We start from the raw sequence: 23,115 nt of genomic DNA, 5'->3' as shown, positions 1-23,115 counted from the left end.
GTTAGATATTTTTCTTTTTCAATTCTGAAACAATGTAATCGGAAGTTCTCCATGCCAAAGCCAAAATGGTCCATGTTGGATTTTTATCCGCTTGAGACACAAAAGGACCTGCATCTACTACGAACAGGTTGTCACAATCATGGGCCTGACAATTGGAATTCAACACCGAAGTGGACGGATTATCTCCCATTCGGGTAGTTCCCACTTCATGGATAATTCTTCCAGGAGCCAATAAGCCGTATTTGGTTTCAGGTCCCGGTTTGGAACCAAGCAATATACCACCCGCTTCTGTCAAGATTTCCTCAAAGGTGTCATGCATGTGCTTGGCCTGCTTTACTTCCTGATCGGTCCAGTTGTAGTTGAATCTCAAAACAGGTATCCCGTACTTATCTACTACATTCGGATCAATCTCACAGTAGTTGTCATACATAGGTACACTTTCGCCCCGACCTGACATTCCCAAGGTAGAGCCATAAAGTCTGCGGATGTCTTTTTTCAGTCCTACACCGTATCCCCCGTTTTGGCTTGGTTCGCCAAACTCATCCTTGATGTACTGACGCATGGAATTCATACTTCCACCACTGCCATAGGCAGGCTGGCTCATGCCACCCCAGTATTCTATGTGATACCCACGGGCAAAATCCAGTTTCTTATTATCACCCCACCAAGGCGTATACATGTGCATTCCGCCTACTCCATCCTCATTATAACGCTCACGATCCATTAGATTTGGCACAATAGCCATTCGATCTGATCCGGTAGAATCATGCAGGTATCTGCCTACCATTCCTGAGCTGTTTCCCAACCCATTCGGATGTGTTTTGGACTTGGAATTCATCATGATCCTGGCTGACTCACATGCTGAAGCCCCCAGAACAACTACTCTGGATTTCAGCTTGTATTCTTTCATGTCTACTTTGCTGACAAAGGAAACACCTGTAGCTTTACCACTGTCGTCGGTCGTTACCTTTCTTACCATGGAATGAGTGTAAAGGTCCACTTTCCCTTTTTTCATCGCAGGATGAACCAAACAGGTACCGGCAGAGAAATCCGCATATACCTGACAGGCTCTATTACACTGGCTACAGAAGAAACATACGCCCCGTTCTTCATTGATAGGACGGGTAAGCATGGACAGACGTGCCGGTATCATCGGCACACCGATTTTGTCAGCGCCTTTCTTCATATAGAGCTCATGCAGACGAGGCTTGGGAGGGGGTAGGAAAAATCCATCCGGCTCATTATAAATCCCCTCTTTGGTACCAAATACACCAATCAGTTTATCAACCTTATCGTAGTAGGGCTTTAAATCTTCGTATCCGATTGGCCAGTTATGGCCCAATCCGTCAATACTCGCACGTTTGAAATCATTGGGTCCAAATCGCAGGGATATACGCCCCCAGTGATTAGTCCTTCCTCCGACCATCCTTGACCGGAACCAGTCGAACTCAGTCCCATTCTTCTTAGTATATGGCTCCCCTTCGATATCCCAACCACCTATGGCCGCATCAAAGTCACCAAATGGACGAATCCGTGTACTTGCCCCTCTTCTTGGAGATTCCCATGGGGGTCTAAGTTGTGTACGATCTTCGTCCTTTGCCGGATCAAAATCGCCACCCGCTTCTACTACGGCGACAGAAAGACCTGCTTCAGAAAGAATTTTGGAGGCCATCCCACCCCCTGCTCCTGAACCTACAATAATTACATCGTAGGCCTCACCGGAATTTTTGATTTGAAAACTCATTAGATAGAATTTACTTTATTGCTGTGATTCAATTTTTTTTGGTAAAAGGTGAAGCGGATTTCCAAGTATCAATCAGCTCGACCCATGCGAACCTAAATTAACAAAATTATTTCCTCCCAAACTTGCTGAATTACCTATTCAGACTCAATCCAAAATACATGCATTGCTCTCTTAATCATTGCCCCAGCATAACTTATCCCCTTATTTAGCGAGAATGAGGCATTTAGGGTGGGTAAGATTGAATGAATATTCCTTTAACTAAAGAACTATACTTTCATAATTTTTTTATGAATGGGTTTTAGACCTTTTAAAAATTTCAAGTAAATCTGCCTATATAGGTCTAGAGGTGCAATCCGAAATACTGGGAAGGAAGCATATAATCACAAAAATGGGCAGTAGTAGCAAATTGCTGTCGGTATTCGTCTTAAGTAAACCTATCGTTTTGAAAATCATGATGAAAACAGTCCTCTACCTTCTTCTTTTAGTTTTTATTACTTCTTGTTCTGAAGAATCGGATCCCAACGGCGTGCAAATCAGGATTGAAAACAGCTCTAAAATTGATTTTAAAGATGTCTTGGTAAATTCCGGTTCTGGAAATATTAAGTTCGGCACTATTAAAGCAGGAAAAAAAACAGACTACAAAAAATTTGAGTCAGCATATCGATATGGGTTTGTGAGCTTAATCGCTAATGCTACAGAAATACGACACCAACCATATGACTATGTAGGAGAAACACCGCTTCCCATGGGGTACTACACCTACAAACTTGATCTGGACGTATCTGATCCTGTGCGATATAAGTTGACTCTGGTACTTGTACATGAGTAGGGTTTCTTAATCTTTGTTTTTTTTTCTAACCCCACAAATCTAAAACTCTCATTATCAATCCATTTATTCATCCTGTGAAAAGGGCGCATGCTTTTTTTCATAATGATTGAAAAAATACTGTTTGCCAGAAATAAATTTTGCTACATTTGCATCCGATTCAAGAACAAGTCAAGGATCGAATTAATGAAAGTTCGGGGTGTAGCGTAGCCCGGTATCGCGCCACATTTGGGATGTGGAGGTCGTAGGTTCGAATCCTGCCACCCCGACTTAGCAAGTCAAGCCTTTGGATGAAAATCCGAAGGCTTTTTTTTGTCCTGTTCGTAGGATCAGAATCCTTTACTTATCGTAACCGCATGAATAAAAATGTCTTGGCAAAGGGGAGGGCAGGCCTTTTTCAGTCAGGATTTTTCGGGGCTTGGGTGGGGTTATCCGGTTCAACCCGTCATTTTTGCCAACTTTTTGCTTCCCCTGTTGATACAGGGAGCGGTTTGACATTATTTGAAGATATTAACGACTGGACTATTCTTAAACAACAAATCTGTTAAAACTACAGCCAATCTACGTACTGAATTGGCAATCATAAATAAGATATCAGACTACCCTCTCCCAATCAGTTTCTTAGTAACAAATTCATCAAAGAAATACCTGCGGTATATGTCTCCGATGGGTATTTCACTTTGGCCAATGTACACTGTATTGTTGTCGAAAGAGGATATGTGCCGCACGTTGACAATATATGATTTACTGGTTCTGACAAAAAGCTGATGCGGTAATTGGTCATGGATAGTCTTAACATTCATGGCCGTTATAAGCTTCCTTTCTTCTGTATGCAATACGACATAATCTTTTAGTCCTTCGATATACAGAATGTCTTTGAAGAATATTTTGAAGGTTTTTCGGTCTGCCTTCACGAAGAAATAATCAGCTGCTATCGTTTCAATATTGTTATTCGAATGGTCAGCCTCAAGCAGTTTGAAACACCCTTGCGCTTTTTCCACCGCTTTTTGAAACCGGTCAAAGCGTACCGGCTTGATCAGGTAGTCGACTGCTTCCACTTCATAGCTGTCAAGGGCAAATTCACTATAAGCCGTGGTGAAAATAACGAGTGTTTTTTGGGATATGGTCTTGGCAAATTCAATCCCGGTGATTCCCGGCATCTGAATGTCCAGAAAAATAAGATCTACTATATGGTCGGCTAAAAATGCGGAGGCGGCATTGGCACTGCCAAAACTGTTCAGCAGTAGCAGATCTTTGGTTTTTCCCACCAATAATTGAATGGCTTCTCTTGCCAAAGGTTCATCATCTACAATAATGCAGGTCATAGGCTGATGGTTAATGATACGCTATATGTGTCGGTATTATCTTCTATCTGTAAGGCATGTTTTGCAGGATAAATCAATTCCAGTCTGCGCTTTACATTGGCTAATCCCAATCCTCCCACTTCCGTTTTTTTGGAAACAATGCGCGGTTTTGAGTTGATGCATTTAAAGAGCAATTGGTTATGGCTCACGTCAAAATACAGATGGACATAGGACTTTTTTTCTAAGTCCACATTGTGCTTTATGGCATTCTCCACAAAGGTGATCAAGAGTAATGGTGCAATCTGAACCCAGCTTAATTCCCCTTGCTTTGAAACAAGGTATTCAAAATTATCCCTTCTTATCTGCTCCAAATTTAAAAAATCTTCCAAAAAATGGATTTCAGCAGTGAGCAGCACACTGCTTCTGGCACTATCGTACAATTGATACCTAAGCAGATCGCTGAGCTTCATCAGTACTTGCGATGCCTTCACAGGATCCTTTTGCGTGAGTACGTTAGCATTGTTAAGCATATTGAACAGAAAATGCGGATTGATCTGGTTTTTGAGTTGCTCCATTTCAGATCTCAGTGTCGTTTTTTCCAGCTCGTTTATCCGCAGGCTATCTAGAACAGAGCGTTGAAACAATTTGATGGCAGTAGAAGCCATAGTCAGCATAAGGACTACAAAAGACACCGAAAGAAAACCTGCAGCTTCTCTATAGGCATCGGCCCTTCTATAGGAAGCCAAAATGTCCCAGCTGAAAAAATAGATGGCAGAAATAATGGCAATGGTGGAAATTACCGATAATGCATAGGCGAAATAGCGATCGGTGAAGAAAAAGCGGGGCACATACCAGTACATGTTCAGGTAAAACAGCAAAACAAAAACCAACACAAGTCCACTATTGATAATGGACTGAACCGGTTCAATAAATTGCGGTAGGCTATTGAATAAAACTAATGTGATGAATATAATCAATGAAATATGGCGTGCCAACCTGTAGTCGGAAGAAACAAAAAATCTATATACCCAATCTTTTTCCATCACTGAACTTTTTTCTGAATTACTCATAACATCTATTACCGGGTAGTTGGTCCAAGGAAATCGCTTTTATCTTAAAACCCTTCAAGGTCTTGCAAATTAGAGGTCAGAAATCGACAAAATCAGTATGCTTACTTTCAAGAAGATTAACCCTTGGAAAGTTCTACCAATTGGGAGTTTGATAGGCGATTTCCCCGATAGTAGGTAAAACTAAAACAGATTTGGGAACAAACACTTTTTTTTATACCAAAGCCTACACCTATTAGATGAAACCCTGTAAAACGATTGCCTGCATAGTTCGTTTATGATTGATTTTTTTGGCTAAGCAGATTTTGATTTTCGGGTTTAATAATCCGGGATAGGAACGGGTGACCGCCTGATTTTTTTTGCCCTTTTTAAATAGTGCCAGACAGTTCGTTTTGCTCAGAAACCCATTTGCTATAAAAGCTAGCCCATTTGGTATAATTCAAAAATGGGGTGTTGGAATGGCGGCTACTTTAGCACTCATCGAAAGCAAAATCCAGAAGCAAATAACTATAAGTACTATGAAGAGGACCAAACCATTACCACATCGAAAACCACATCCCAAGAGCTTGAAAACAAGCCGTTCACAAAGCCATCCAATGAGAAATACTGATTTTTCTTTAGGTCGTTTTTGGCTACAACATAAACGTTTTTGGCTAAACCTGTTCGGAAAAGGCGAGCCAATTTTGTTTCATCAATTGCAGGATATGAATTTACAAAAGATACGTAGCATGAATCTCTACAAACCAAAAGAAAGAAATTTTTATAGATCAGATAAAATACTGATAATGACTTTGTTGTTAAGTATGATGAGTATCCTGTCAGTTGCCCAGACTAGTGGAGGGCTTAAGGGGAAAATAATTGAACAAGCTACCAAGCAACCGCTGATTGGTGTGACTGTTCAGTTGGACAATACCCAACTGGGCGCCATTACGGATATCGATGGAAACTTTTCGATTGAAAACGTACCTACCGGATCCCATTCACTTACGCTTTCATTTATTGGATTTCAGACCAAAAAGGTTACTGATATAGTAATATCAACAAATAAAACCTACTATGCTGAATTCGAGCTGCTGGATGATGTGGGCCAGCTTGGAGAAGTGACTGTAGTCGCATTCAAAGGCGAGAACAATCCATCCACCCCAGTATCTGCATTTTCATATTCCAGGGAAGAAATATTTCGAAATGCCGGATCACAGGGGGATATCATGAGAGCGCTTGCCGTTTTGCCCGGTGTAGTAAGTGCAGGGGCTCAATTCTCGGCTATTGCGGCAAGGGGACAGGGCACACAGGACAATGTGTACATGGTGGATGACATGCCGATGTTCAATCTGTCACACCTGGAAGCTGAGGGGATCTCCTCAGGTTTCAATGATCCTAATGGGGGGAGGTTTAGCATTTTTGCTCCCCGTGTAGTGGATAATGTTCAATTTCAAAATGGGGGCTTTGATGCCACTTTTGGCAGGAAATCTTCCTCTTACCTTGGACTTGGTATCAAAGAAGGAAATAGAGAAAGCAGTTCTCTCAGCGCTCAATTGGAGCTTTTGGGGGTGACATTGATTTATGATGGCCCGCTTACCAAAAAGACAAGCCTCTTTACTTCTGCACGCTACCAGAATTTTGCAGGTGTGGCTAGCATCACAGGAGTGCCCAATATGGGATCGATATCGCTGGGCGATTATCTGGTAAAAACGACCACGGAGATCAATGCCAAAAATAAGCTATCCTTCATTGCCATGTACAATCCGGAGCGGCCCAACAGGGGTATTGATGATATCGAGGCAGGTACCTATATCAATGATGACAACAGTGCGGGACAGGTCCTCTATAACCATCGAGGAAGCAATACCTTGGTAGGTTTGAATCTGCGTACACTGACCAGTACATCCAGTTATTGGAAAAATGTACTTTATTTCCGCGCTTCTACCGTGGACAACAGATTCGGCTATTATACACCCTCCCTGGCTTCAGACGGTGAAATACTAAATCCGGCGTTTGGTGCATACAGGGATGATCTCCGAACTATAAAAAATGACCAGCAGGAGATAGGGTACCGGTCCATCTATACCAAGAATTACGATAAAGTCACCTTAACAGCGGGGATTGATGCCATTGCCGTCAATTTGGATTATGAGCGAAATCTAGCCCGAACCGATACGCTTTATACCTTTCGGTCTACGGATTTCCGTCCTGACCCTTCCCAATATTACCAGATTTTGGATCCGGCACGATACAATTCCTCCTTCGAAAATACGGCTTTCAACGGTTCGGCATATGTCAGCCTTTCTTGGAATGTTTCAAATCGATTGACCCTTAATCCGGGATTACGTTACGATTACACAGGCTTTGCGGAGCAGCACACTATTTCTCCAAGGTTGAGCGGTAGTCTGACATTGGGGGATAGACAGAGTATCAATTTTGCCACCGGTATTTATTATCAGGATGTGGCCTATTCCAATGTCGCCGCACAAAGTTTTGGTGAGGTAATCAAAAACGAGCGGACCATTCAGAATATCCTCGGCTACAAAATGCAATTCTCAGGGGATTTGAAATTTGTGGCAGAGGCTTGGCATAAGCAGTTTGATGATTTGATCGTACAGCCAAACCGTGCTGAGAGTTATCTGACAAATGACGGTACAGGCTATGCGTATGGTGCTGATTTCAGTTTGATCAAAAGGCTTTCAAAAAAATACTATGGCCAGGTAAGTTACTCCTATATGCAAAGTGTGAGGGATGATAATGATGGCTTGGGAGAATACGACTTTACATTCAATATACCCCATGTGTTCAGTGCCTTGGCAAGTTACAAGCCAAATCACAAATGGGTGCTATCCGCCAAATTCAGGTACTCCACAGGACGTCCGATTGATGATTTTATCGTACACGAGAATGTTTTTAATGACCAGAGCATGTTACGTTACTCACAGGAGTTAATCTCAAGAAACGGTAGGTTGTTGGACGATTTTGTGAGCTTTGATATCAGGGCTGACTACAATATACAGATGAAGCGAAGTGATCTGACCGTGTTTCTGGACATTACCGATATCCAAAATACTTTCAATGTGAATTTTGAACAGTTCATCCCGCTTTCCGGAGAGGTTTCACGCTCAGGACTTGGAATGTTCCCAACGTTTGGACTGAAAATCGAACTATAGTCCAAGCATTACGCACGTTCGGTAAAAACATGCCGTCTGCTTCTCTCTTCAAAGTGCATTTTGATACCGGAAAAATCTAATCATTCAGCTTAAACACCACTTTCATGAAGGTAAGTCTAATCATCAATGAAAAACCAATAGTATTGGAAGCCGATCCGGATATGCCCCTACTGTGGGCAGTGAGAGATCTGGCTAATTTAAAAGGCACCAAGTTTGGCTGTGGCAAAGTGCTGTGTGGTGCTTGCTCACTGTATGTGGATGGAGATTTGATAAGATCCTGTTCCTATCCGGTAAAAATGGCAGAGGGCAAACAAGTAACAACCATCGAAGGCCTTTCTGAAGACGAAGCCAATCTACATCCGGTACAACAGGCCTGGATGGAAATCCAAGTGCCTCAATGTGGCTACTGCCAGCCCGGGTTTATGATGGCAGCTGCCAAGCTTTTGGAAGAAAATCCAACCCCAACTGTGGAGGACATCAAGAACGGAATTTCAAATATCTGCCGCTGCGGTACCCATCCACGAATAATCAATGCAATTCTTCTGGCTTCTAAAATCAAAGCTCATGGATCGATCAAATAAGGGCTCCAAAAAGGGGATTTCCAGAAGAAAGTTTCTGAAAGGCGCCGGAATTGGCGTGTCAGGTACTATGGCCCTGCTTTATTTTGGAAGGTCTGTCATAAGAAGGGGGCTGAGTGGCTTTGTGGCAGAAATGGATATGCCGTCAGGAATTTCCGATTTTGGTCCACACTTGTGGTTTGAGGTAAATGTGGACAATACCATTACCTTAAAATCCCCTAAAGTAGAAATGGGGCAGGGTATTTTTACAGGCTTTGCCATGCTCGCGGCAGAAGAATTGGATATTGACTTGGATAAAATAAAAGTGGTTCATGCAACTTCGGCTAACGGGATTTTGGGAAATACAGGGGTCAGCAACAGTACTTCTTCGCTCTATGTAAATATCCGTGAAGTGGCTGCCACTTTGCGGGAAACCTTAAAGCTTGAAGCATCCAAATTATGGGGAGTTGGGCCTGATTCCATCGAAACAAAAGCAGGGGTTTTATATGGAGCAGGCAAGGAAGTAACCTATGCCGGCTTGGCAAAGCAAACTTCAAAATGGGAAACAGCCGAAACCCCTGCTTTGCGTCCCGCTTCAGCCTTTAAATACGTAGGAAAGGAATTTAATCGGATTGATTTGCCGGATAAAGTATTGGGAAAGCCTATTTACGGTATTGATACCACCCTTCCCAATATGGTTTACGGGGCGGTGATGTACAGCCCCTATATTGGTGGGAAACTAAAAAATGCGGATTTAAGTAGGGCTGAGAGCGCAGTCGGTGTCTTGAAAGTAGTGCAGGATAAAGATTGGATTGGGATAGTGGCCGGCACCAGATATGCGGCAGAAGAAGCCCTCGCTAAAGTAAAGGCAGCTTGGGAATATAATCCAAACTACAACACCAAAGATGCCATTGAAGCAGTCACGGTGGGTATTGGAACCGAAGTCAATATTCAAAAAGAGGGCAGTACCGGCAGGGTTCAATCCGAAGAAGTTAAAAGTGAATACCGAACGCCCATTGGTTTTCATGCCGGCATGGAGCCAAGTATTGTAGTGGCGGATGTGGTGGATGACAAGGTTACGATCTATACCTCCCACCAACATCTCCCTTTCATGCAGCAATCCATTTCAGATAGGTTGGGATTCAGTAGCAAAAACATAGTAATGGTACCTGTTTTTTTGGGAGGTGGGTTCGGTAGGCGGACCTTCAAACACAATGCTGTAGAGGCCGTCAAACTATCCCAAGCCGTAGGCAAGCCTGTACATCTGCTTTACAATCGACAGCAGGAGTTTCAAAATGGGTTTGTAAGGCCAAACACCCATCACGTCCTTAGTGGGAAATTGACTGATGACGGCAAAATTCTGGGAATGCAACATGACTTTGCCTCCGGTCCGATGGGTTTCATGGCCATGCCAAAATTTGTGGAGCCCATTTTAGGAGCTGACTTTGTTGTAGCTGGCCACGGTGCGAGGATAAGGTATGCTATTGAAAACCTAAAAACCACCATGTGGCAAAGCAGCCTACCTTTTGAAACGTGTATGTGGCGAGGGGTAGGCATGTTTGCCAATACATTTGCCATAGAGAGCTTTATGGACGAATTGGCCCATAAATCCGGAGTAAATCCACTCAAGTTCAGACTGGATCACTGTGGAGATACAAAGCAATTAAATAGAAGAAAAAAACTTCTGGAATTAATCGGGGAAAAATCAGGGTGGTATCGCCCAATAGCCGAAGATGTTGGAAGAGGAGTGGCCGTTTGTGATGACCATAAGACAATCGCTGCGGCAGTGGTGGAGTTAAAGATTGAAGAGGGGAAGATTGTAATCACTAAAGTTTACCAAGCGATCGATCCAGGTGTAATTATAAACCCCGCAGGGATCCGGCAGCAAGTCGAAGGCGCTACGATGATGGCTATCAGTGCAAGTTTACATGAACAGGGAACGATAGAAAATGGCCGGTTTGTAGAAACCAACTTTCATAATTATAAGGTTGCCACGCTAAAGGATACCCCGGAGATCGAAGTAATTATGTATGAAGGATCCGATAAACCATCCGGGGTAGGGGAACCCCCTATTTCTCCCATTGCACCGGCTATAGCGAATGCTGTTTTTGATCTGACTGGTAAACGATTACGGACTTTGCCTTTGCAGGTAGCCTTGGAAAATGAAAATAATTCTATGTGAGTACAGCTAAATGAGGTGGGTTAAAATCAATAGCATCCTTACGTATAAAACTCTTAATTGTGGGTATTTATAAGTGATGCAATCGGTTGTGAAAAATATTTTCGGCTACAGTAAAAGTGGTTTTGGCTAAGTCTGTGGTATCAAGTAATTGCATCTTTGCATATACAATAACAAACAAGAAAATGGAACTAAAAAACTAATAGTGGTTTGGGGAAGTGTGGATTCAGACCCCAAACTGAAATTTGAATTTTACAAATCAGGGGATAAATACTTTGGAAAGTTATTACATGCTTCAAATATGTATGAAGAAGACGGAAAAACCCCGAAAAAAGACTTCAAAAATCCCGATCTATGATTCTAACTTTAATACATACGCCTGCCCACTAATTCAATTATGAAAATCTTTAGCATAGTACTCTTATTCATTTCTGCATTCCTGAGTCTCAAACATGGATGGGACGCATTTCAACCTGCCAATGCCCAGCAGGCACAGATGATGGCTGAATTAGGAATATCCAAAGCCATCATGCCCTATTTTGGAATATTTTCTATTCTTATTGGCCTGATGTTGTTTTTCCCGCAAACATTTCTGCTAAGCAATGTTCTTCATGCGGTCACCATTGTGTTGATCATGGCGCTCTCACTCAATGCGGGTAATTACAAAATGGCATTGATGGAAATCCCGTTTTTGGCAATGCCATTGGTGATGATATGGTTAAAATACCCTTTCAAATCCTGAAAACCCTTACCTATGAAAAACGCTGCACCTTATAGAATAAAAACCATTGCAGAAGGCCATCGGTTGACAGGCTTGGAAATGCCAAAGCATCCATTGATCAGTTTGGTGGATATTTCCCAATTTAAAAATCATGCGGATGTGCATGCGGTAATATTTGACTTTTACGTCATATCCATCAAAAGAGGCTGTAACAACTTGCTTTATGGACAGCAAAAATACGATTTTGATGAAGGTCTGATGGCATTTATGTCACCCGGACAGGTATTGCGGGGTGAAGAAGGGGGGAGGCCGGACGGTCTCAGGGGTTGGATGCTTTTCGTCCATCCGGATTTATTGTGGAATACTCCTCTGGCTAAAAAAATCAAACAATACGATTTCTTTGGCTACACATCAAATGAGGCGCTTTTCCTTTCCGAAAAAGAGGAACTCATCATCAATGATATCATCGGAAATATCAAACAGGAATATGACTCAAATATTGACGGATTCAGTCAGGGGATCATCGTAGCACATCTGGAAACCTTGTTGAGCTATGCCGAGCGTTTTTACAACCGGCAGTTTATTACCAGAAAAAAAGCCAGCCATCAGCTACTTGACGAAATGGAGGCGTTGCTGATCAATTATTTCGATGGGGATGATCTGGTCTCGCAAGGGCTTCCTTCGGTACAATTCCTCGCTGAAAAGCTGAATGTATCGTCCAGTTATTTAAGCAGTTTGCTGAAATCTCTGACTGGACAGACAGCCCAGCAGCATATCCATGAGAAGCTGATCGAAAAAGCCAAAGAGAAACTGTCAACTTCCACTTTGACAGTCAGTGAAATAGCTTATGACCTGGGGTTTGAGCACCCCCAGTCGTTCAGCAAACTTTTCAAAGCGAAGACCAAGGTTTCCCCACTGGAATTCAGGCAGTCGTTCAACTGATATCAGATTTCCCAATCCCTTCCTTTTTACCACTCCTTCTAATTAGCAAAAGGCATGGCAAGGTCTCTAAATATTTCCACTGTAGAAGTTCTTCCGGCCTCTGGCGCAGCGAGATTTAGTTCAATGGCTCAATTCCTACGAAGACTTAAATATGGATCAGATATTTACTAAATGGGCTTATCTTCGAATTGGAGTATGTTCTTCGGGTCGAAGCTGAAAATGAAATGGACATAGAATCAACTATACCTATCCATCTGATTCATAATCTTATTCAAATTTCGGATTAGATAGCAAGAAGCTAAAGCAAAGTACATTCTGCTTGGCTATACGCCAAGGGAATTAAAGGAGAGAATTGCTTAGCTATAATATGCAAATGAAGGCTCTTTACTATTTCCTTGGAATTCCATTACTTCTACTATTAATTTCAAACTGTCAAATGAAGTTAAAAACTCACAACAGCGAATTAAAATTTGTAAAACCGGATTGGACGGGCAATAAATTGACCGGTGATGGCTTATACACAAATATATATGGAGATGACATCAAAAGTGTTGGTGAAGCCTTGCGTTGGATGAGTAGTGATAATCCACTTGCCAAACTCAAAAAAAACCAACAAACCCCACTTACATTTCAGCTTATAGAAAATATTTCAGACAAAAGCAGTAATGCGATCATCCCACTTGGCCATGCGTCATTTATTGTGGATATGAATGGAAAGCGCCTGTTGATTGACCCTGTGGTATCCTCAAACATGTTTTTGAAACGCTACACACAAGTTCCATTTGACTTATCGGAACTCACCAATGTGGATTACCTATTGCTTTCTCACAATCACCGTGACCACATAGATAAAAACAGCGTAAAGCAACTTACGAAACTTAATCCTGATGCTGTAATACTAACCGGATTGGAAATCGGAAAAATACTGAAGAGCTGGGGTATAAAGAATCAAGTTCAGGAAGCAGGTTGGTATCAACAATACAATACATCCGAAGCGCTGGCAATTGACTATTTACCTTCCCGGCATTGGTCTAGAAGATGGCTCAACGATACCAATATCCAACTTTGGGGCTCATTTATGATTCAGGACAAATCGACCGGCAAAACCATCTACTTTGCCGGTGACAGTGGCTATGGACAGCATTTTACGGATATAGGATCTGATTATGAAATAGATATTGCCATGATAGGAATAGGTGCCTACGAACCACAGTGGTTTATGCATCCGGCGCATACCGGTCCTACAGATGCTATTAAAGCATTTCACGACCTAAAGGCAAAACAATGGATTCCTATGCATTACGGTACTTTTGACCTGAGCGATGAGCCCATATTCTACCCCGAACAGATTTTGAGGGAACAGCACCAAGAAGCTTTAGAGCAAATTGTCTGGATGAATATTGGAAAGAGAATTGCATTTTAAAAAAAGCATCATCGATATTTTCAGTAAGAATGGCCAATGGTATTTTTCCAACTGGCAAATACCCTGAAAAATTAAACAAGTACCTTAACTCAATGAAAGAATTGATAAACTACCTATTGCAGTTTGGTGACCTGAACAAACAACAAGTAGATCTGCTTTCAAAAAAAGCCAAGGAATTTGAGCTTCGCAAAGGCGAATATTTTTCGGAAGCAGGAAAAATTGCCCAACAGGTCGGTTTCCTATTAGAAGGGGTTATCCGCTTTTGTTACTACAACAACAAGGGAGAGGAAATCACCAGCTACTTCATGGATGAGAACAATTTTTTTGTGGATTTAAACAGTTTCGACAACAAAATTCCATCGTCAGGATACGTTCAGACTGTTACGGACTGCAAGCTCATTGTATTTTCTCAACAGGACTGGCAAGAACTTTCAAACACCATTGATGGCTGGGATAAAATCGTTCAAAAAATCATCTCAAAAGCAATGCTCGAAAAGATTGATAAAATAAATCCTTTAATCTCAGAGGACGCTACAACCCGATATCTAACATTCCTAAAAAAGTACCCAACCCTTGCCAATCGTATTCCTCTGGCTTATCTGGCTTCCTACTTAGGTATTACGCAGCAATCATTGAGTAGAATACGGAAAAATATCCGCTAAATCGCTTTTTTACCAAATGGTAAATGATTTCATTTTTTATGCCGGCAACTTTGTGGCATACCATAAAAAATATGTATAAACTGAACATTGTAATGACCGGAGGCACCTCCGGTTTTGGAGCGGCCACTTCAACCGACTTAATTAATACGTTGGGGACAAACGTAATTTTAGGAAATAGAAACAGTCAAATAAAAGGGGCAAAGCACATTCCACTTAATTTAGAAAGTTTGGATAATGTTCGTCAGTTTGCTTCTGAAGTGGTTAAAAATATCAGAGACGAAAAAATTCAGGTGCTTATTTGCAATGCAGGTATGAACCACCCTGATATTAATTCAAGAACTGTTGATGGTTTTGAAACGACTTTCGCTGTAAATCATTTGGCACATTTTTACTTGTTAAGACTGTTGATTCCCTATTTGGATGCCAATGCCAAGATAATAATGACCACAAGTGGCACGCACGACCCAGAGGAAAATGCATTGTCTGCTCCGCCAAAACACGCCAATGCAATTTGGTTGGCATATCCCGAGCAAGACAAAACCTTGGACGAAAAGATGGCCATCAATGCACAAAGAGCTTACTCTTCTTCTAAATTGTGTACTATTCTTACCGTAAGGTACCTTGCTGCAACTGCTATGGCAGACCAAAACAATTGGCAATGTATTGCTTATGACCCGGGGGCAACGCCCGGAACCGGTTTACTTCAAAAAGGGACATTAGTTATGCGCTTGGCCTGGCAGGTTTTTACGATACCGTTTTTGAGAAAGCGAATACTTCCGAAATCAAATAGTATTAAAGACGCAGGTATAACATTAGCCCATTTAGTATGGGGGAAGGTAAAAGTACCCGCGGACAAGGTTTATGTGGCATTGCGGGCGGGCAAAATAACCTTTCCATCACCTTCTACATTGGCACAAAATAACATGTTGATGAAAGACCTTTGGGAGCAAAGTGAACAGCTTCTAAATGATGCCAAATTTAAATTGGTATAAGCCATCACTTTAATCCGTTGCAATAAATTACATCAAAGGTAAGCTTAACCTGGATTTTGAGGGAAGACGCATCCATTTATGACCCTTTCAACATATAACATTGGACTTTTCAACAAAGTACCTTTCTTGAATACGGGCGAACTTTGTATTTCAAGAAATGGATACAAATATGAAATCGAGCATGTCGAAGGCGACACACAATGGGATGATTAATCGCCTGGCGAGATTCTCCCGATCCGCCGCGGCGGACGGGACAGGCTATCCCGTTTCCTTCGTCACGGGACAGGTTATGACCATTAAAAATCAAAATGTAAACAGATGAAATCGAGCATGTTGAAGGAGACACACAACTTGTCCCGAACTTGCTTCGGGAGAGGGATGATTATAAACCCAGCGAGATTCCATCTGTCTTTTAAAAATCAAATTATAATCAGATGAAAAGAACAGTTTTGGTTACGGGTGCTTCCGCAGGAATTGGCAGGGCTACTGCCATTCTATTGGCAGAAAAAGGATATAATGTTTACGGTGCGGCACGTAGGTTGGAAAGAATGGATGATTTAAAAACATTCGGCATCAAACCTTTGGTTCTGGATCTTGCCGATGATGAAAGTATGGTGTCTGCAGTCAATCACATTATTAAAGAAGCAGGGAGTATAAGTATATTGATAAACAATGCCGGCTTTGGTTCCTATGGTGCTATTGAGGATGTAAATATGAATACCGCCCGGTATCAATTGGATGTCAATGTTATGGGGGCTATGCGTATGGCTCAGTTGGTTCTGCCCAAAATGAGGGAGCTCGGCCAGGGTAAAATCATCAATATTTCATCTGTAGGTGGCAAGGTAGCATTGCCTATGGGAGGATGGTATCATGCGAGTAAGTTTGCCCTGGAAGCCCTTAGTGATTGTATGCGGATGGAGGTAAAATCCTTTGGAATAGATGTTATTGTTGTGGAACCCGGTGCGACGAAATCGGAATGGGGCAATATTGCGTTTGAAAGTCTGATGAAAGTTTCGGGCAATACCCCCTACAAAGATCTGGCTTCCAAAGTGTATAATTCTTTCGAAAAAGTAGCAAAGAATGTTTCCGACCCTGAAACCATTGCGCAACTGATTCTAAAAGCCATTGCATCAAAACGACCCGATGCACGATATGTGGGTGGAAAATGGGATGCAAAATTACTGTTAGCTTTAAAAACGATTTTAACAGACAAAATGATGGATAAATTGATTATGGGTCAGGCAAAATAAAAGCTTATGGAAAGTCATCAAATTATACAACACAATATTTTGTACTCCTGTTCTTATCAAAAAGAGCAAAGTTCGGAGCAATTTTTACCGGAACATAGTCTGGGAATTACCTTATCCGGGGAAGCCGAGTATTTTACGAATGAAGGTTCCTATATAGTGAAACCGGGCACAATAGGCTTGATGCGCAGAAATCAACTGGTCAAAAAATACAAAAAACCTTCCCTTGGCGGGGAGCCATTTAAAATGATTGGGGTATTTTTTGACCAGAAAACACTGCGACAATACGCTGCTGAAAATGATATTGATGAACAACAACCTTATCAGGGAAGATCAGTTATCCAACTCACAGGAAACCCGGTAATCAAGGGTTTTTTTGATTCGCTAATCCCTTATGAAAGCCATCCGGAGAAGCTCTCTCTCAAAATGTGCGGACTAAAAACACGTGAAGCCCTTGAGCTTTTGTTGCAAATCGATCATTCCTTCAAAAACTTCTTGTTTGACTTCAGGGAACCCTATAAAATGGACCTGGAAAATTTTATGCAGCGGAATTATCAATACAATGTATCGATAGGCACTTTTGCCAAACTAACGGGGCGGAGCCTTTCCACATTCAAAAGGGAATTTGCAAAGATTTTTGATGCTACCCCGGAAAAATGGGTACAAAGGAAACGCTTGGAGATGGCCCATTATCTCATTGCACAAAAGAAAAAACGACCTATCGAAGTCTACCTGGAAGTCGGTTTTGAAAATCTTTCGCATTTTTCATTTGCTTTCAAAAAGCATTATGGTTTCGCCCCAAGTGAGGTGGGCGGTTGATTAAGTGCAAGTAGCCAATCCCATGCTCTGCGGTTTTCTCCTGCCGCCGTGAGTGTCGCCACTCACGGCGGCACTCACCCTTTTTTCCTCGTTGTACTGCTTCTCCGGAAGCCGGACTTTTATACCTTCATCATCATTCTGTAATAGGCAACTTCGATATTCATTATTCGATGTTCGATATTTTCCAACTTCCCAACTCAGTTTGGCGCAAGTCTTTCGACTTGTGCCTATGGTGTCTTCAGACTTGCCTGCCGTTAGGTAGGCTGCTTGGTATTAAATTCTTTTTCGTTGTCCTGCTTCTCCAGAAGCTGGACTGTCCCACTTCTTCATCATTCGATATTCGGTCTTACTCATTTTCTGCTCCTCCTCGGCATGGACTTCTATTTCCTCCCCATACCCCTGCGCCGAGGTAAATTAAATTTTCATCATCAAATCCGGGGGTTAACCCCCCGGCAATAACATCGTCCATGCCTATGGCATTTTTCAGTTCCTCTTCATTTGGGGCTCATTTACGATTCAGGACAAATCTACCGACAAAACCATCTACTTTGCCCGTGACAGCGGCTATGGACAGCATTTTACGGATATAGGATCCGATTATGAAATCACCCAACCCGCCAATTGAATACAAACAACCGACTTTTGGACACTTTCTGGTAGATAGACTGCCGCAACTTTGCACTATCAATTTAAATAGAGCAAAAAAATGAAAGTAAGCTTAATAACCGGTGCATCGGGTGGAATAGGGGAAGCCATTGCGCACAAATTTGCGGAAAGAAAACACAACCTTTTGCTGGTGGCCCGTAATGCGGATAAGCTAGGCACTCTTTGCAAACAGATGACTGAAAAGTATGGCATCAATGCCCAATTTATTGCTGCGGATTTGGCGAAATCAGGAACTGCTGAAAAGGTTTTTGCAGAAACGAAGCGTCGCGGGCTGGAAGTAGAAATGCTCATCAACAATGCGGGAATCGGTTCCGGGGGCGAATTCTCAGAATTGGCTCTGGAGCCGGAAATGGAGATGTTGCAGCTTAATATTTCATCCTTGGTGGCATTGACACATATGTTCCTGGGAGAGATGAAAAAACGTAACAACGGGACAATCATCAACGTGGCTTCTATGGCATCATTTATACCGATACCCTATATGGCCACCTATTCAGCCAGCAAGGTTTTTGTCCGCCACTTTACCCAGGCACTCACCCAGGAATGTAAACCATACAAGGTGCACGTGATGTTGCTTTGTCCCGGATTGACCAAAACCAATTTTAATCATGCAGCCGGAATGGATGGTGAAGTGGGACGAAGACTGAATGCGGAATATAGCAGTTCTACGCCTCTGCAAACCCCCGAACAAGTAGCTGAAGAGCTATTGACCGCATTGGATAAAAGAAAGCATTATATTGTATCAGGAAAAATGAACCGTATGGCAAGCCGCTTATCTGCGTTGTTTCCAAATGCTTTCTTAGCAAAAAGCTTTGCCAAGTCATACAGGAAAAAATAGCAGATACTTAAATAACTGTAGAAAAGTGAATTCAACGACCTCAACCATTCATCTCAAATCCATTGCTGATATGCACAAGATGGTGGGTATTTCCAAGCCGAAGCATCCACTGTTCAGCATTCTTCGTTTTGAGCATTTTCCGCAACCGGAACTAACCCAACGTACCAAATTGATCAGTGATTTTTACCAAATCGCCTTAAAGACAGAATGTCCCTGTAAAATGCAATATGGACAAACACCTTTTGATTTTGATGAAGGTATCATTTCCTGTTTCGCCCCCAAGCAAGTGAGCATTGTGGATAAAGATTTTGCATTTGCAAAAGCGGGTTGGATCATAAGTATACACCCAGATTTTTTGAGAGGCTATCCCTTAAGCAGTAAAATGAAAAGCTTTGGCTTTTTTGATTACGATGTCAATGAAGCTTTGATCCTTTCGGAAGATGAGCAACAATCCATAGAAATTATTTTTGGGCAAATTGAAAAGGAATATTTGTTGCCCATAGACAGGTTTAGTCAGGATGTAATTATTTCTGCACTGGATTTGTTGTTTACCCATTTTAGCCGCTATTATAACAGGCAGTTTGTAACCAGACAACCCCAAGGTAGTGAGCTATTGAACAGGGTAGAAAATATACTGAACGCCAGTTTCAGCGATGCTGGGGAACAAAAGTTGCCAACTCCTGCATATTTGGCTTCCCGGTTAAGTTTATCGCCCAAGTACCTGAGTGATTGCCTGAAGCAACTCACGGGGCAAACCACCCAGCAGATTATTCATGAAAAGCTGATAGAAAAAGCCAAAGAGATCCTGACAACCACAGAAATTTCTGTTAGTGAAATAGCCTATCAATTAGGCTTTGAGTATCCACAGAGTTTCAGCAAGTTGTTCAAGGCTAAAACTAAACAATCGCCATTGGAGTTTAGGGCTTCGTTTAACTAGTTACCTCCTTAAATCTGTGTGCATTAAATGGTGTAGCTTTGGGTATTCTTACCTGGAATTTCGGTGGGAGCATGACCATACATTTTTTTAAATGAGGTGGAGAAATGTGATAAACTCTCAAAGCCCAAATCAAGGTAAAAATCAGATGGCTTTTGATTTTTTTTATTCAGTAAAAGGTAAGCTTCCCGCAGCCTCATTTGCACCAGCCAATGACTTGGAGTGTTATCAAATATAGTTTTGAAATCTCTTTTGAAAGAAGATAAGCTACGTCCGGTAAGATAGGCAAAACGGGAAATACTTACATTAAACTTGAAATTTAGATTCATAAATTCTTCCAAATCTATTTTTCCGGGCTTTCTAAAATCAAATAAAATCCCGGCGAGTTCCGGCTGGATTTTAAGAAGGATGAGTAAAATTTCTTCATATTTTACCTCCTCGAACAATTCATCCAATTGCATCATACCTTTATAATAAGGCTTGATGGATTGAATGAAACTCTCTATCAACACTGATTTTGGGATCTGTATAAAAGCGTCTTTTGATAAAAAATGGGTTTGTTTAAACCGGTCTTTCTTCAAGAATTTTTGTAAAAAAAGTTCGTCAAAGCAAAAAAGGATTGGTTCAAATCCTTCTGTGCTATCCAGTAACTCATACTTTGCCAACCTGTTTTTTCTGGCAAGGCAGGCATCTCCTGCTCTGTACGTATAACTTTTGTTTCCATCAAAAACCCGAAAGCCACCTTTGGCAACATAGATAAACACATGGTCAGGAATAAACTGCTCTTTTAGAATATTTACGCTGGAATCTCCGGTTATTGCTCTCATATGATTGTTCTATTTTCAAATCCCATTTTTGAAGGGATGTCCTAAGTAAATTAACGCTAAAGGCATCAAAAGGAATGGAATTTCTATTAATGCAAATTTATAATTTCCAGCTTTCAAGGCTAATGACATCATTACTATCAGTAGCTCTGCCCGTAGAACATTTCCGATAAAGAATGTTGTGGGAAACAGGATTAAAACTGCAGCAAGTATAGAACAGACTCCCAACATAGTGCGAATGGTATCGGTAATTCCTAACGCAGTCATCATCTCAATATATTCCGCCGAAGGTTTCTGAAATACACGGGAACCGTGACTCACTCCAATGTAAAAGCTTACCAAAATCAATAAACCGCTGATTATTCTTGCTGCCATTTTATTGGTCTTTATGTATGAGGTTAAACTTTACCATTGAATCTACCGAGGACAAGATGGCATCTTCTTGAGACGAAACAGGTTTCCAGCCTAAGACGTTTTTGGCTTTGGCATTGCTTACATTTCGGTTCATTTTGGTCAAAAATAAACCTTCCTTTGCCTGTTCATTGAGTACGGCTGCGATGTTCAAAACCCAGTTGGGCAGTGTTCTTTTGGTGACTTTTTGTGCTACTTTGGGTCTTTCACTTCTCAACAATTCCGCAATCTTAGGTAACGAAATTTGTCCGTCAGCCGAAGCGATAAACCGTTGGCCATTGGCATTTGGGTTCTCCATGGCACGGATATGTAAATCGGCTACGTCTCTTACATCCACCACATTCAGTGGGATGTTGGGAATTGCTTTCAATGTGCCATTCAATAAATTTTCAAGCAGATGAAAACTTCCCGAAATATGAGCATCTAATGATGGACCTAAAATTGCAACCGGATTGATGGTGGCAAATTCAAGATTCCCCCCCTTGCTTTTGATGAAGTCCCAGGCCGCCATCTCTGCTAACGTTTTGGATTTTTCATAAACCGAAAGTCCTATGGCGTCGGGTTTTGTCCAGTCTTCTTCCGTGGTTTCCCTGCTTTTGTCCGTTTGGGTAAACCCTACCGCTCCAAAATTGGAGGTCATGACTACCCGCTTTACACCTGCCTCTTTTGCAAATTTTAGGATACGCAAAATACCTTCTACCGCAGGACGAATAGCTTCTTCTTCCTTTTTCGGTTTATCAAAAAACACCGGTGAAGCCACACTTAACACATAGCTGCAACCTTCCATAGCCCTGGCCCAATTCGTATCTTCTGTCAATTCTGCTTCCTCGTACGAAAGGCGTTCAAACGAAGCAATGTTATTGGTGCTTAAAGCTGATTTAACCTTAGCTATACTTTTTCGATTGCGAATGGTAGTCCTTACTTGATAGCCCCTTTCCAACAATTGCAAAATAATTCTCATGCCCACGAAGCCGGTTCCACCGGTAACTAATACTGTCCCTTTATTTTCCATCATTTGAAATTTTTAATTTTATTTCAGATACAAATTTCAGGGTTTTCAGGCAGGGTCAGTTTAGTGATAAGTCCAATTTTACTTTATTGAGAGGTCCAAAAAATAAAGGATACAAGGAGAGGGTAACAACGCTTGACTATGAAACGTTGGACCTGCCACATTTTGCCAAAGTGTAAATCATTATCCAAGATCCACCCTAAATAAACAGCCTGTCCCACCAATAACTATTTTTTTTGACTACGACAAGCTAAGTTTTGGCTAAATCTATCTTTTGATGTTGCTGCAACTTTGCATCAACAAAAAAACAGAAAAAATGCAAAACGAAATGAAAAATTGGACAGCAAATAATATTCCCCAAAGAAACGGGGGCTTGGCTGTAATTACAGGAAGTACAGAAGGTATTGGGTATGAAGATGCATTGGCATTATCATCAGCGGGATGGAATGTGATCATGATGGGACGCACCCCTCAAAAAGGGGCCGAGTCAATTGTCAGGATACATCAGATTAACCCCAAGGCAAAGGTGATGTTTGAAAAAATAGACCTTGCAGACCTGTCTTCAATCAAAGCCTTTGCTTTGGGAATGATTTCAAAAGGGCAAGCAATCAATCTTCTGATAAATAACGCCTGTGTAATGACTCCTCCAAAAAGGATCGAAACTGCTGATGGTTTTGAGTTACAGTTTGGCACAAACCATATCGGTCACTTTTCCTTGACAGCACAACTTCTTCCATTATTACGGAAAGCTCCTGATGCTCGTGTTGTTATTGTTCAAGCGTAGCGAATCGGGAG

Annotated in this window: 20 protein-coding genes and 1 tRNA gene; 15 read left to right on the top strand and 6 right to left on the bottom strand. The window is 41.7% G+C overall.

Annotated elements, in window-relative coordinates; all coding sequences use genetic code 11:
* Position 1 precedes the first annotated feature (1 nt).
* On the bottom strand, positions 2–1,744 hold the full coding sequence (locus J2X69_RS20140; RefSeq protein ID WP_310107387.1) for a GMC family oxidoreductase: 1,743 nt from the start codon (positions 1,742–1,744) through the stop codon (positions 2–4).
* Between the two features lie 451 nt (positions 1,745–2,195).
* Between J2X69_RS20140 and J2X69_RS20135 the strand changes: the two genes are divergently transcribed.
* Positions 2,196–2,573 (top strand): hypothetical protein, encoded by a 378-nt coding sequence (locus J2X69_RS20135; RefSeq protein ID WP_310107384.1) that lies wholly within the window; start codon positions 2,196–2,198, stop codon positions 2,571–2,573.
* Between the two features lie 192 nt (positions 2,574–2,765).
* Positions 2,766–2,839: transfer RNA gene (locus J2X69_RS20130), tRNA-Pro, on the top strand.
* Between the two features lie 330 nt (positions 2,840–3,169).
* On the opposite strand, the gene J2X69_RS20125 is transcribed toward J2X69_RS20130, so the two are convergent.
* Together J2X69_RS20125 and J2X69_RS20120 are read right to left on the bottom strand one after the other, a co-directional pair.
* A complete protein-coding gene (locus J2X69_RS20125; RefSeq protein ID WP_310107380.1) occupies positions 3,170–3,895 on the bottom strand; it encodes a LytTR family DNA-binding domain-containing protein in 726 nt (241 codons plus the stop codon).
* The gene (locus J2X69_RS20120; protein ID WP_310107379.1) at positions 3,892–4,944 is read right to left on the bottom strand and encodes a histidine kinase; all 1,053 of its coding nucleotides are present in this window, start codon (positions 4,942–4,944) and stop codon (positions 3,892–3,894) included. The genes J2X69_RS20125 and J2X69_RS20120 overlap by 4 nt, the downstream gene beginning before the upstream one ends.
* Positions 4,945–5,645: 701 nt before the next feature.
* Between J2X69_RS20120 and J2X69_RS20115 the strand changes: the two genes are divergently transcribed.
* The 12 genes from J2X69_RS20115 to J2X69_RS20060 all read left to right on the top strand — a co-directional run bounded on the left by J2X69_RS20115 (position 5,646) and on the right by J2X69_RS20060 (position 20,079).
* Positions 5,646–8,096: a TonB-dependent receptor domain-containing protein gene (locus J2X69_RS20115; protein ID WP_310107378.1), complete on the top strand. Its 2,451-nt coding sequence runs from the start codon at positions 5,646–5,648 to the stop codon at positions 8,094–8,096.
* Between the two features lie 104 nt (positions 8,097–8,200).
* Complete coding sequence (locus J2X69_RS20110; protein WP_310107376.1) at positions 8,201–8,677, top strand: 2Fe-2S iron-sulfur cluster-binding protein; 477 nt, start codon at positions 8,201–8,203, stop codon at positions 8,675–8,677.
* Positions 8,661–10,835 (top strand): molybdopterin cofactor-binding domain-containing protein, encoded by a 2,175-nt coding sequence (locus J2X69_RS20105; protein WP_310107374.1) that lies wholly within the window; start codon positions 8,661–8,663, stop codon positions 10,833–10,835. The genes J2X69_RS20110 and J2X69_RS20105 overlap by 17 nt, the downstream gene beginning before the upstream one ends.
* Positions 10,836–11,229: 394 nt before the next feature.
* Positions 11,230–11,574, top strand: coding sequence for a hypothetical protein (locus tag J2X69_RS20100; RefSeq protein ID WP_310107371.1), 345 nt, complete (start codon positions 11,230–11,232; stop codon positions 11,572–11,574).
* Positions 11,575–11,586: 12 nt separating this feature from the next.
* Positions 11,587–12,495 (top strand): helix-turn-helix transcriptional regulator, encoded by a 909-nt coding sequence (locus J2X69_RS20095; protein ID WP_310107368.1) that lies wholly within the window; start codon positions 11,587–11,589, stop codon positions 12,493–12,495.
* 436 nt (positions 12,496–12,931) lie between these two features.
* Positions 12,932–13,918, top strand: a complete 987-nt coding sequence (locus tag J2X69_RS20090) for an MBL fold metallo-hydrolase (RefSeq protein ID WP_310107365.1) — start codon at positions 12,932–12,934, stop codon at positions 13,916–13,918.
* Between the two features lie 92 nt (positions 13,919–14,010).
* On the top strand, positions 14,011–14,580 hold the full coding sequence (locus J2X69_RS20085; protein WP_310107362.1) for a Crp/Fnr family transcriptional regulator: 570 nt from the start codon (positions 14,011–14,013) through the stop codon (positions 14,578–14,580).
* A gap of 23 nt (positions 14,581–14,603) precedes the next feature.
* Positions 14,604–15,572, top strand: a complete 969-nt coding sequence (locus J2X69_RS20080) for an SDR family NAD(P)-dependent oxidoreductase (protein WP_310107358.1) — start codon at positions 14,604–14,606, stop codon at positions 15,570–15,572.
* A gap of 434 nt (positions 15,573–16,006) precedes the next feature.
* Entirely contained in the window at positions 16,007–16,822 is an 816-nt protein-coding gene (locus J2X69_RS20075) for an oxidoreductase (RefSeq protein ID WP_310107356.1), read from the top strand.
* Positions 16,823–16,828: 6 nt separating this feature from the next.
* A complete protein-coding gene (locus J2X69_RS20070; RefSeq protein ID WP_310107354.1) occupies positions 16,829–17,638 on the top strand; it encodes an AraC family transcriptional regulator in 810 nt (269 codons plus the stop codon).
* 706 nt (positions 17,639–18,344) lie between these two features.
* Positions 18,345–19,142 carry an SDR family oxidoreductase gene (locus J2X69_RS20065; RefSeq protein WP_310107352.1) on the top strand — a complete coding sequence of 266 codons (798 nt, stop codon included), beginning with the start codon at positions 18,345–18,347 and terminating at the stop codon, positions 19,140–19,142.
* Between the two features lie 25 nt (positions 19,143–19,167).
* Positions 19,168–20,079 carry a helix-turn-helix domain-containing protein gene (locus J2X69_RS20060; protein ID WP_310107349.1) on the top strand — a complete coding sequence of 304 codons (912 nt, stop codon included), beginning with the start codon at positions 19,168–19,170 and terminating at the stop codon, positions 20,077–20,079.
* Positions 20,080–20,102: 23 nt separating this feature from the next.
* Here J2X69_RS20060 and J2X69_RS20055 read toward each other — a convergent pair whose 3' ends face one another.
* Genes J2X69_RS20055 through J2X69_RS20045 form a run of 3 tightly spaced genes read right to left on the bottom strand, consistent with a single transcriptional unit; the run spans position 20,103 to position 22,326 of the window.
* On the bottom strand, positions 20,103–20,903 hold the full coding sequence (locus J2X69_RS20055; RefSeq protein ID WP_310107348.1) for an AraC family transcriptional regulator: 801 nt from the start codon (positions 20,901–20,903) through the stop codon (positions 20,103–20,105).
* Between the two features lie 15 nt (positions 20,904–20,918).
* Complete coding sequence (locus tag J2X69_RS20050) at positions 20,919–21,275, bottom strand: DoxX family protein (protein ID WP_310107345.1); 357 nt, start codon at positions 21,273–21,275, stop codon at positions 20,919–20,921.
* Position 21,276: 1 nt separating this feature from the next.
* Positions 21,277–22,326, bottom strand: coding sequence for an aldehyde reductase (locus J2X69_RS20045; protein WP_310107344.1), 1,050 nt, complete (start codon positions 22,324–22,326; stop codon positions 21,277–21,279).
* A gap of 271 nt (positions 22,327–22,597) precedes the next feature.
* On the opposite strand from J2X69_RS20045, the gene J2X69_RS20040 reads away from it, so the two are divergent.
* Positions 22,598–23,104: an SDR family NAD(P)-dependent oxidoreductase gene (locus tag J2X69_RS20040; protein ID WP_310107343.1), complete on the top strand. Its 507-nt coding sequence runs from the start codon at positions 22,598–22,600 to the stop codon at positions 23,102–23,104.
* Positions 23,105–23,115 lie beyond the last annotated feature (11 nt).

Origin of the sequence: Algoriphagus sp. 4150 (genome assembly GCF_031457395.1) — a bacterium.
Taxonomy (GTDB): domain Bacteria; phylum Bacteroidota; class Bacteroidia; order Cytophagales; family Cyclobacteriaceae; genus Algoriphagus.
This window is presented reverse-complemented; position numbering and strand designations above follow the sequence as displayed.

Coding starts and splice junctions, on each gene's coding strand:
- J2X69_RS20140 (WP_310107387.1), bottom strand. CDS start 1,744: ATGAGTTTTCAAATCAAAAATTCCGGTGAGGCCTACGATGTAATTATT.
- J2X69_RS20135 (WP_310107384.1), top strand. CDS start 2,196: ATGATGAAAACAGTCCTCTACCTTCTTCTTTTAGTTTTTATTACTTCT.
- J2X69_RS20125 (WP_310107380.1), bottom strand. CDS start 3,895: ATGACCTGCATTATTGTAGATGATGAACCTTTGGCAAGAGAAGCCATT.
- J2X69_RS20120 (WP_310107379.1), bottom strand. CDS start 4,944: ATGAGTAATTCAGAAAAAAGTTCAGTGATGGAAAAAGATTGGGTATAT.
- J2X69_RS20115 (WP_310107378.1), top strand. CDS start 5,646: ATGAATTTACAAAAGATACGTAGCATGAATCTCTACAAACCAAAAGAA.
- J2X69_RS20110 (WP_310107376.1), top strand. CDS start 8,201: ATGAAGGTAAGTCTAATCATCAATGAAAAACCAATAGTATTGGAAGCC.
- J2X69_RS20105 (WP_310107374.1), top strand. CDS start 8,661: ATGGATCGATCAAATAAGGGCTCCAAAAAGGGGATTTCCAGAAGAAAG.
- J2X69_RS20100 (WP_310107371.1), top strand. CDS start 11,230: ATGAAAATCTTTAGCATAGTACTCTTATTCATTTCTGCATTCCTGAGT.
- J2X69_RS20095 (WP_310107368.1), top strand. CDS start 11,587: ATGAAAAACGCTGCACCTTATAGAATAAAAACCATTGCAGAAGGCCAT.
- J2X69_RS20090 (WP_310107365.1), top strand. CDS start 12,932: ATGAAGTTAAAAACTCACAACAGCGAATTAAAATTTGTAAAACCGGAT.
- J2X69_RS20085 (WP_310107362.1), top strand. CDS start 14,011: ATGAAAGAATTGATAAACTACCTATTGCAGTTTGGTGACCTGAACAAA.
- J2X69_RS20080 (WP_310107358.1), top strand. CDS start 14,604: ATGATTTCATTTTTTATGCCGGCAACTTTGTGGCATACCATAAAAAAT.
- J2X69_RS20075 (WP_310107356.1), top strand. CDS start 16,007: ATGAAAAGAACAGTTTTGGTTACGGGTGCTTCCGCAGGAATTGGCAGG.
- J2X69_RS20070 (WP_310107354.1), top strand. CDS start 16,829: ATGGAAAGTCATCAAATTATACAACACAATATTTTGTACTCCTGTTCT.
- J2X69_RS20065 (WP_310107352.1), top strand. CDS start 18,345: ATGAAAGTAAGCTTAATAACCGGTGCATCGGGTGGAATAGGGGAAGCC.
- J2X69_RS20055 (WP_310107348.1), bottom strand. CDS start 20,903: ATGAGAGCAATAACCGGAGATTCCAGCGTAAATATTCTAAAAGAGCAG.
- J2X69_RS20050 (WP_310107345.1), bottom strand. CDS start 21,275: ATGGCAGCAAGAATAATCAGCGGTTTATTGATTTTGGTAAGCTTTTAC.
- J2X69_RS20045 (WP_310107344.1), bottom strand. CDS start 22,326: ATGATGGAAAATAAAGGGACAGTATTAGTTACCGGTGGAACCGGCTTC.
- J2X69_RS20040 (WP_310107343.1), top strand. CDS start 22,598: ATGTTGCTGCAACTTTGCATCAACAAAAAAACAGAAAAAATGCAAAAC.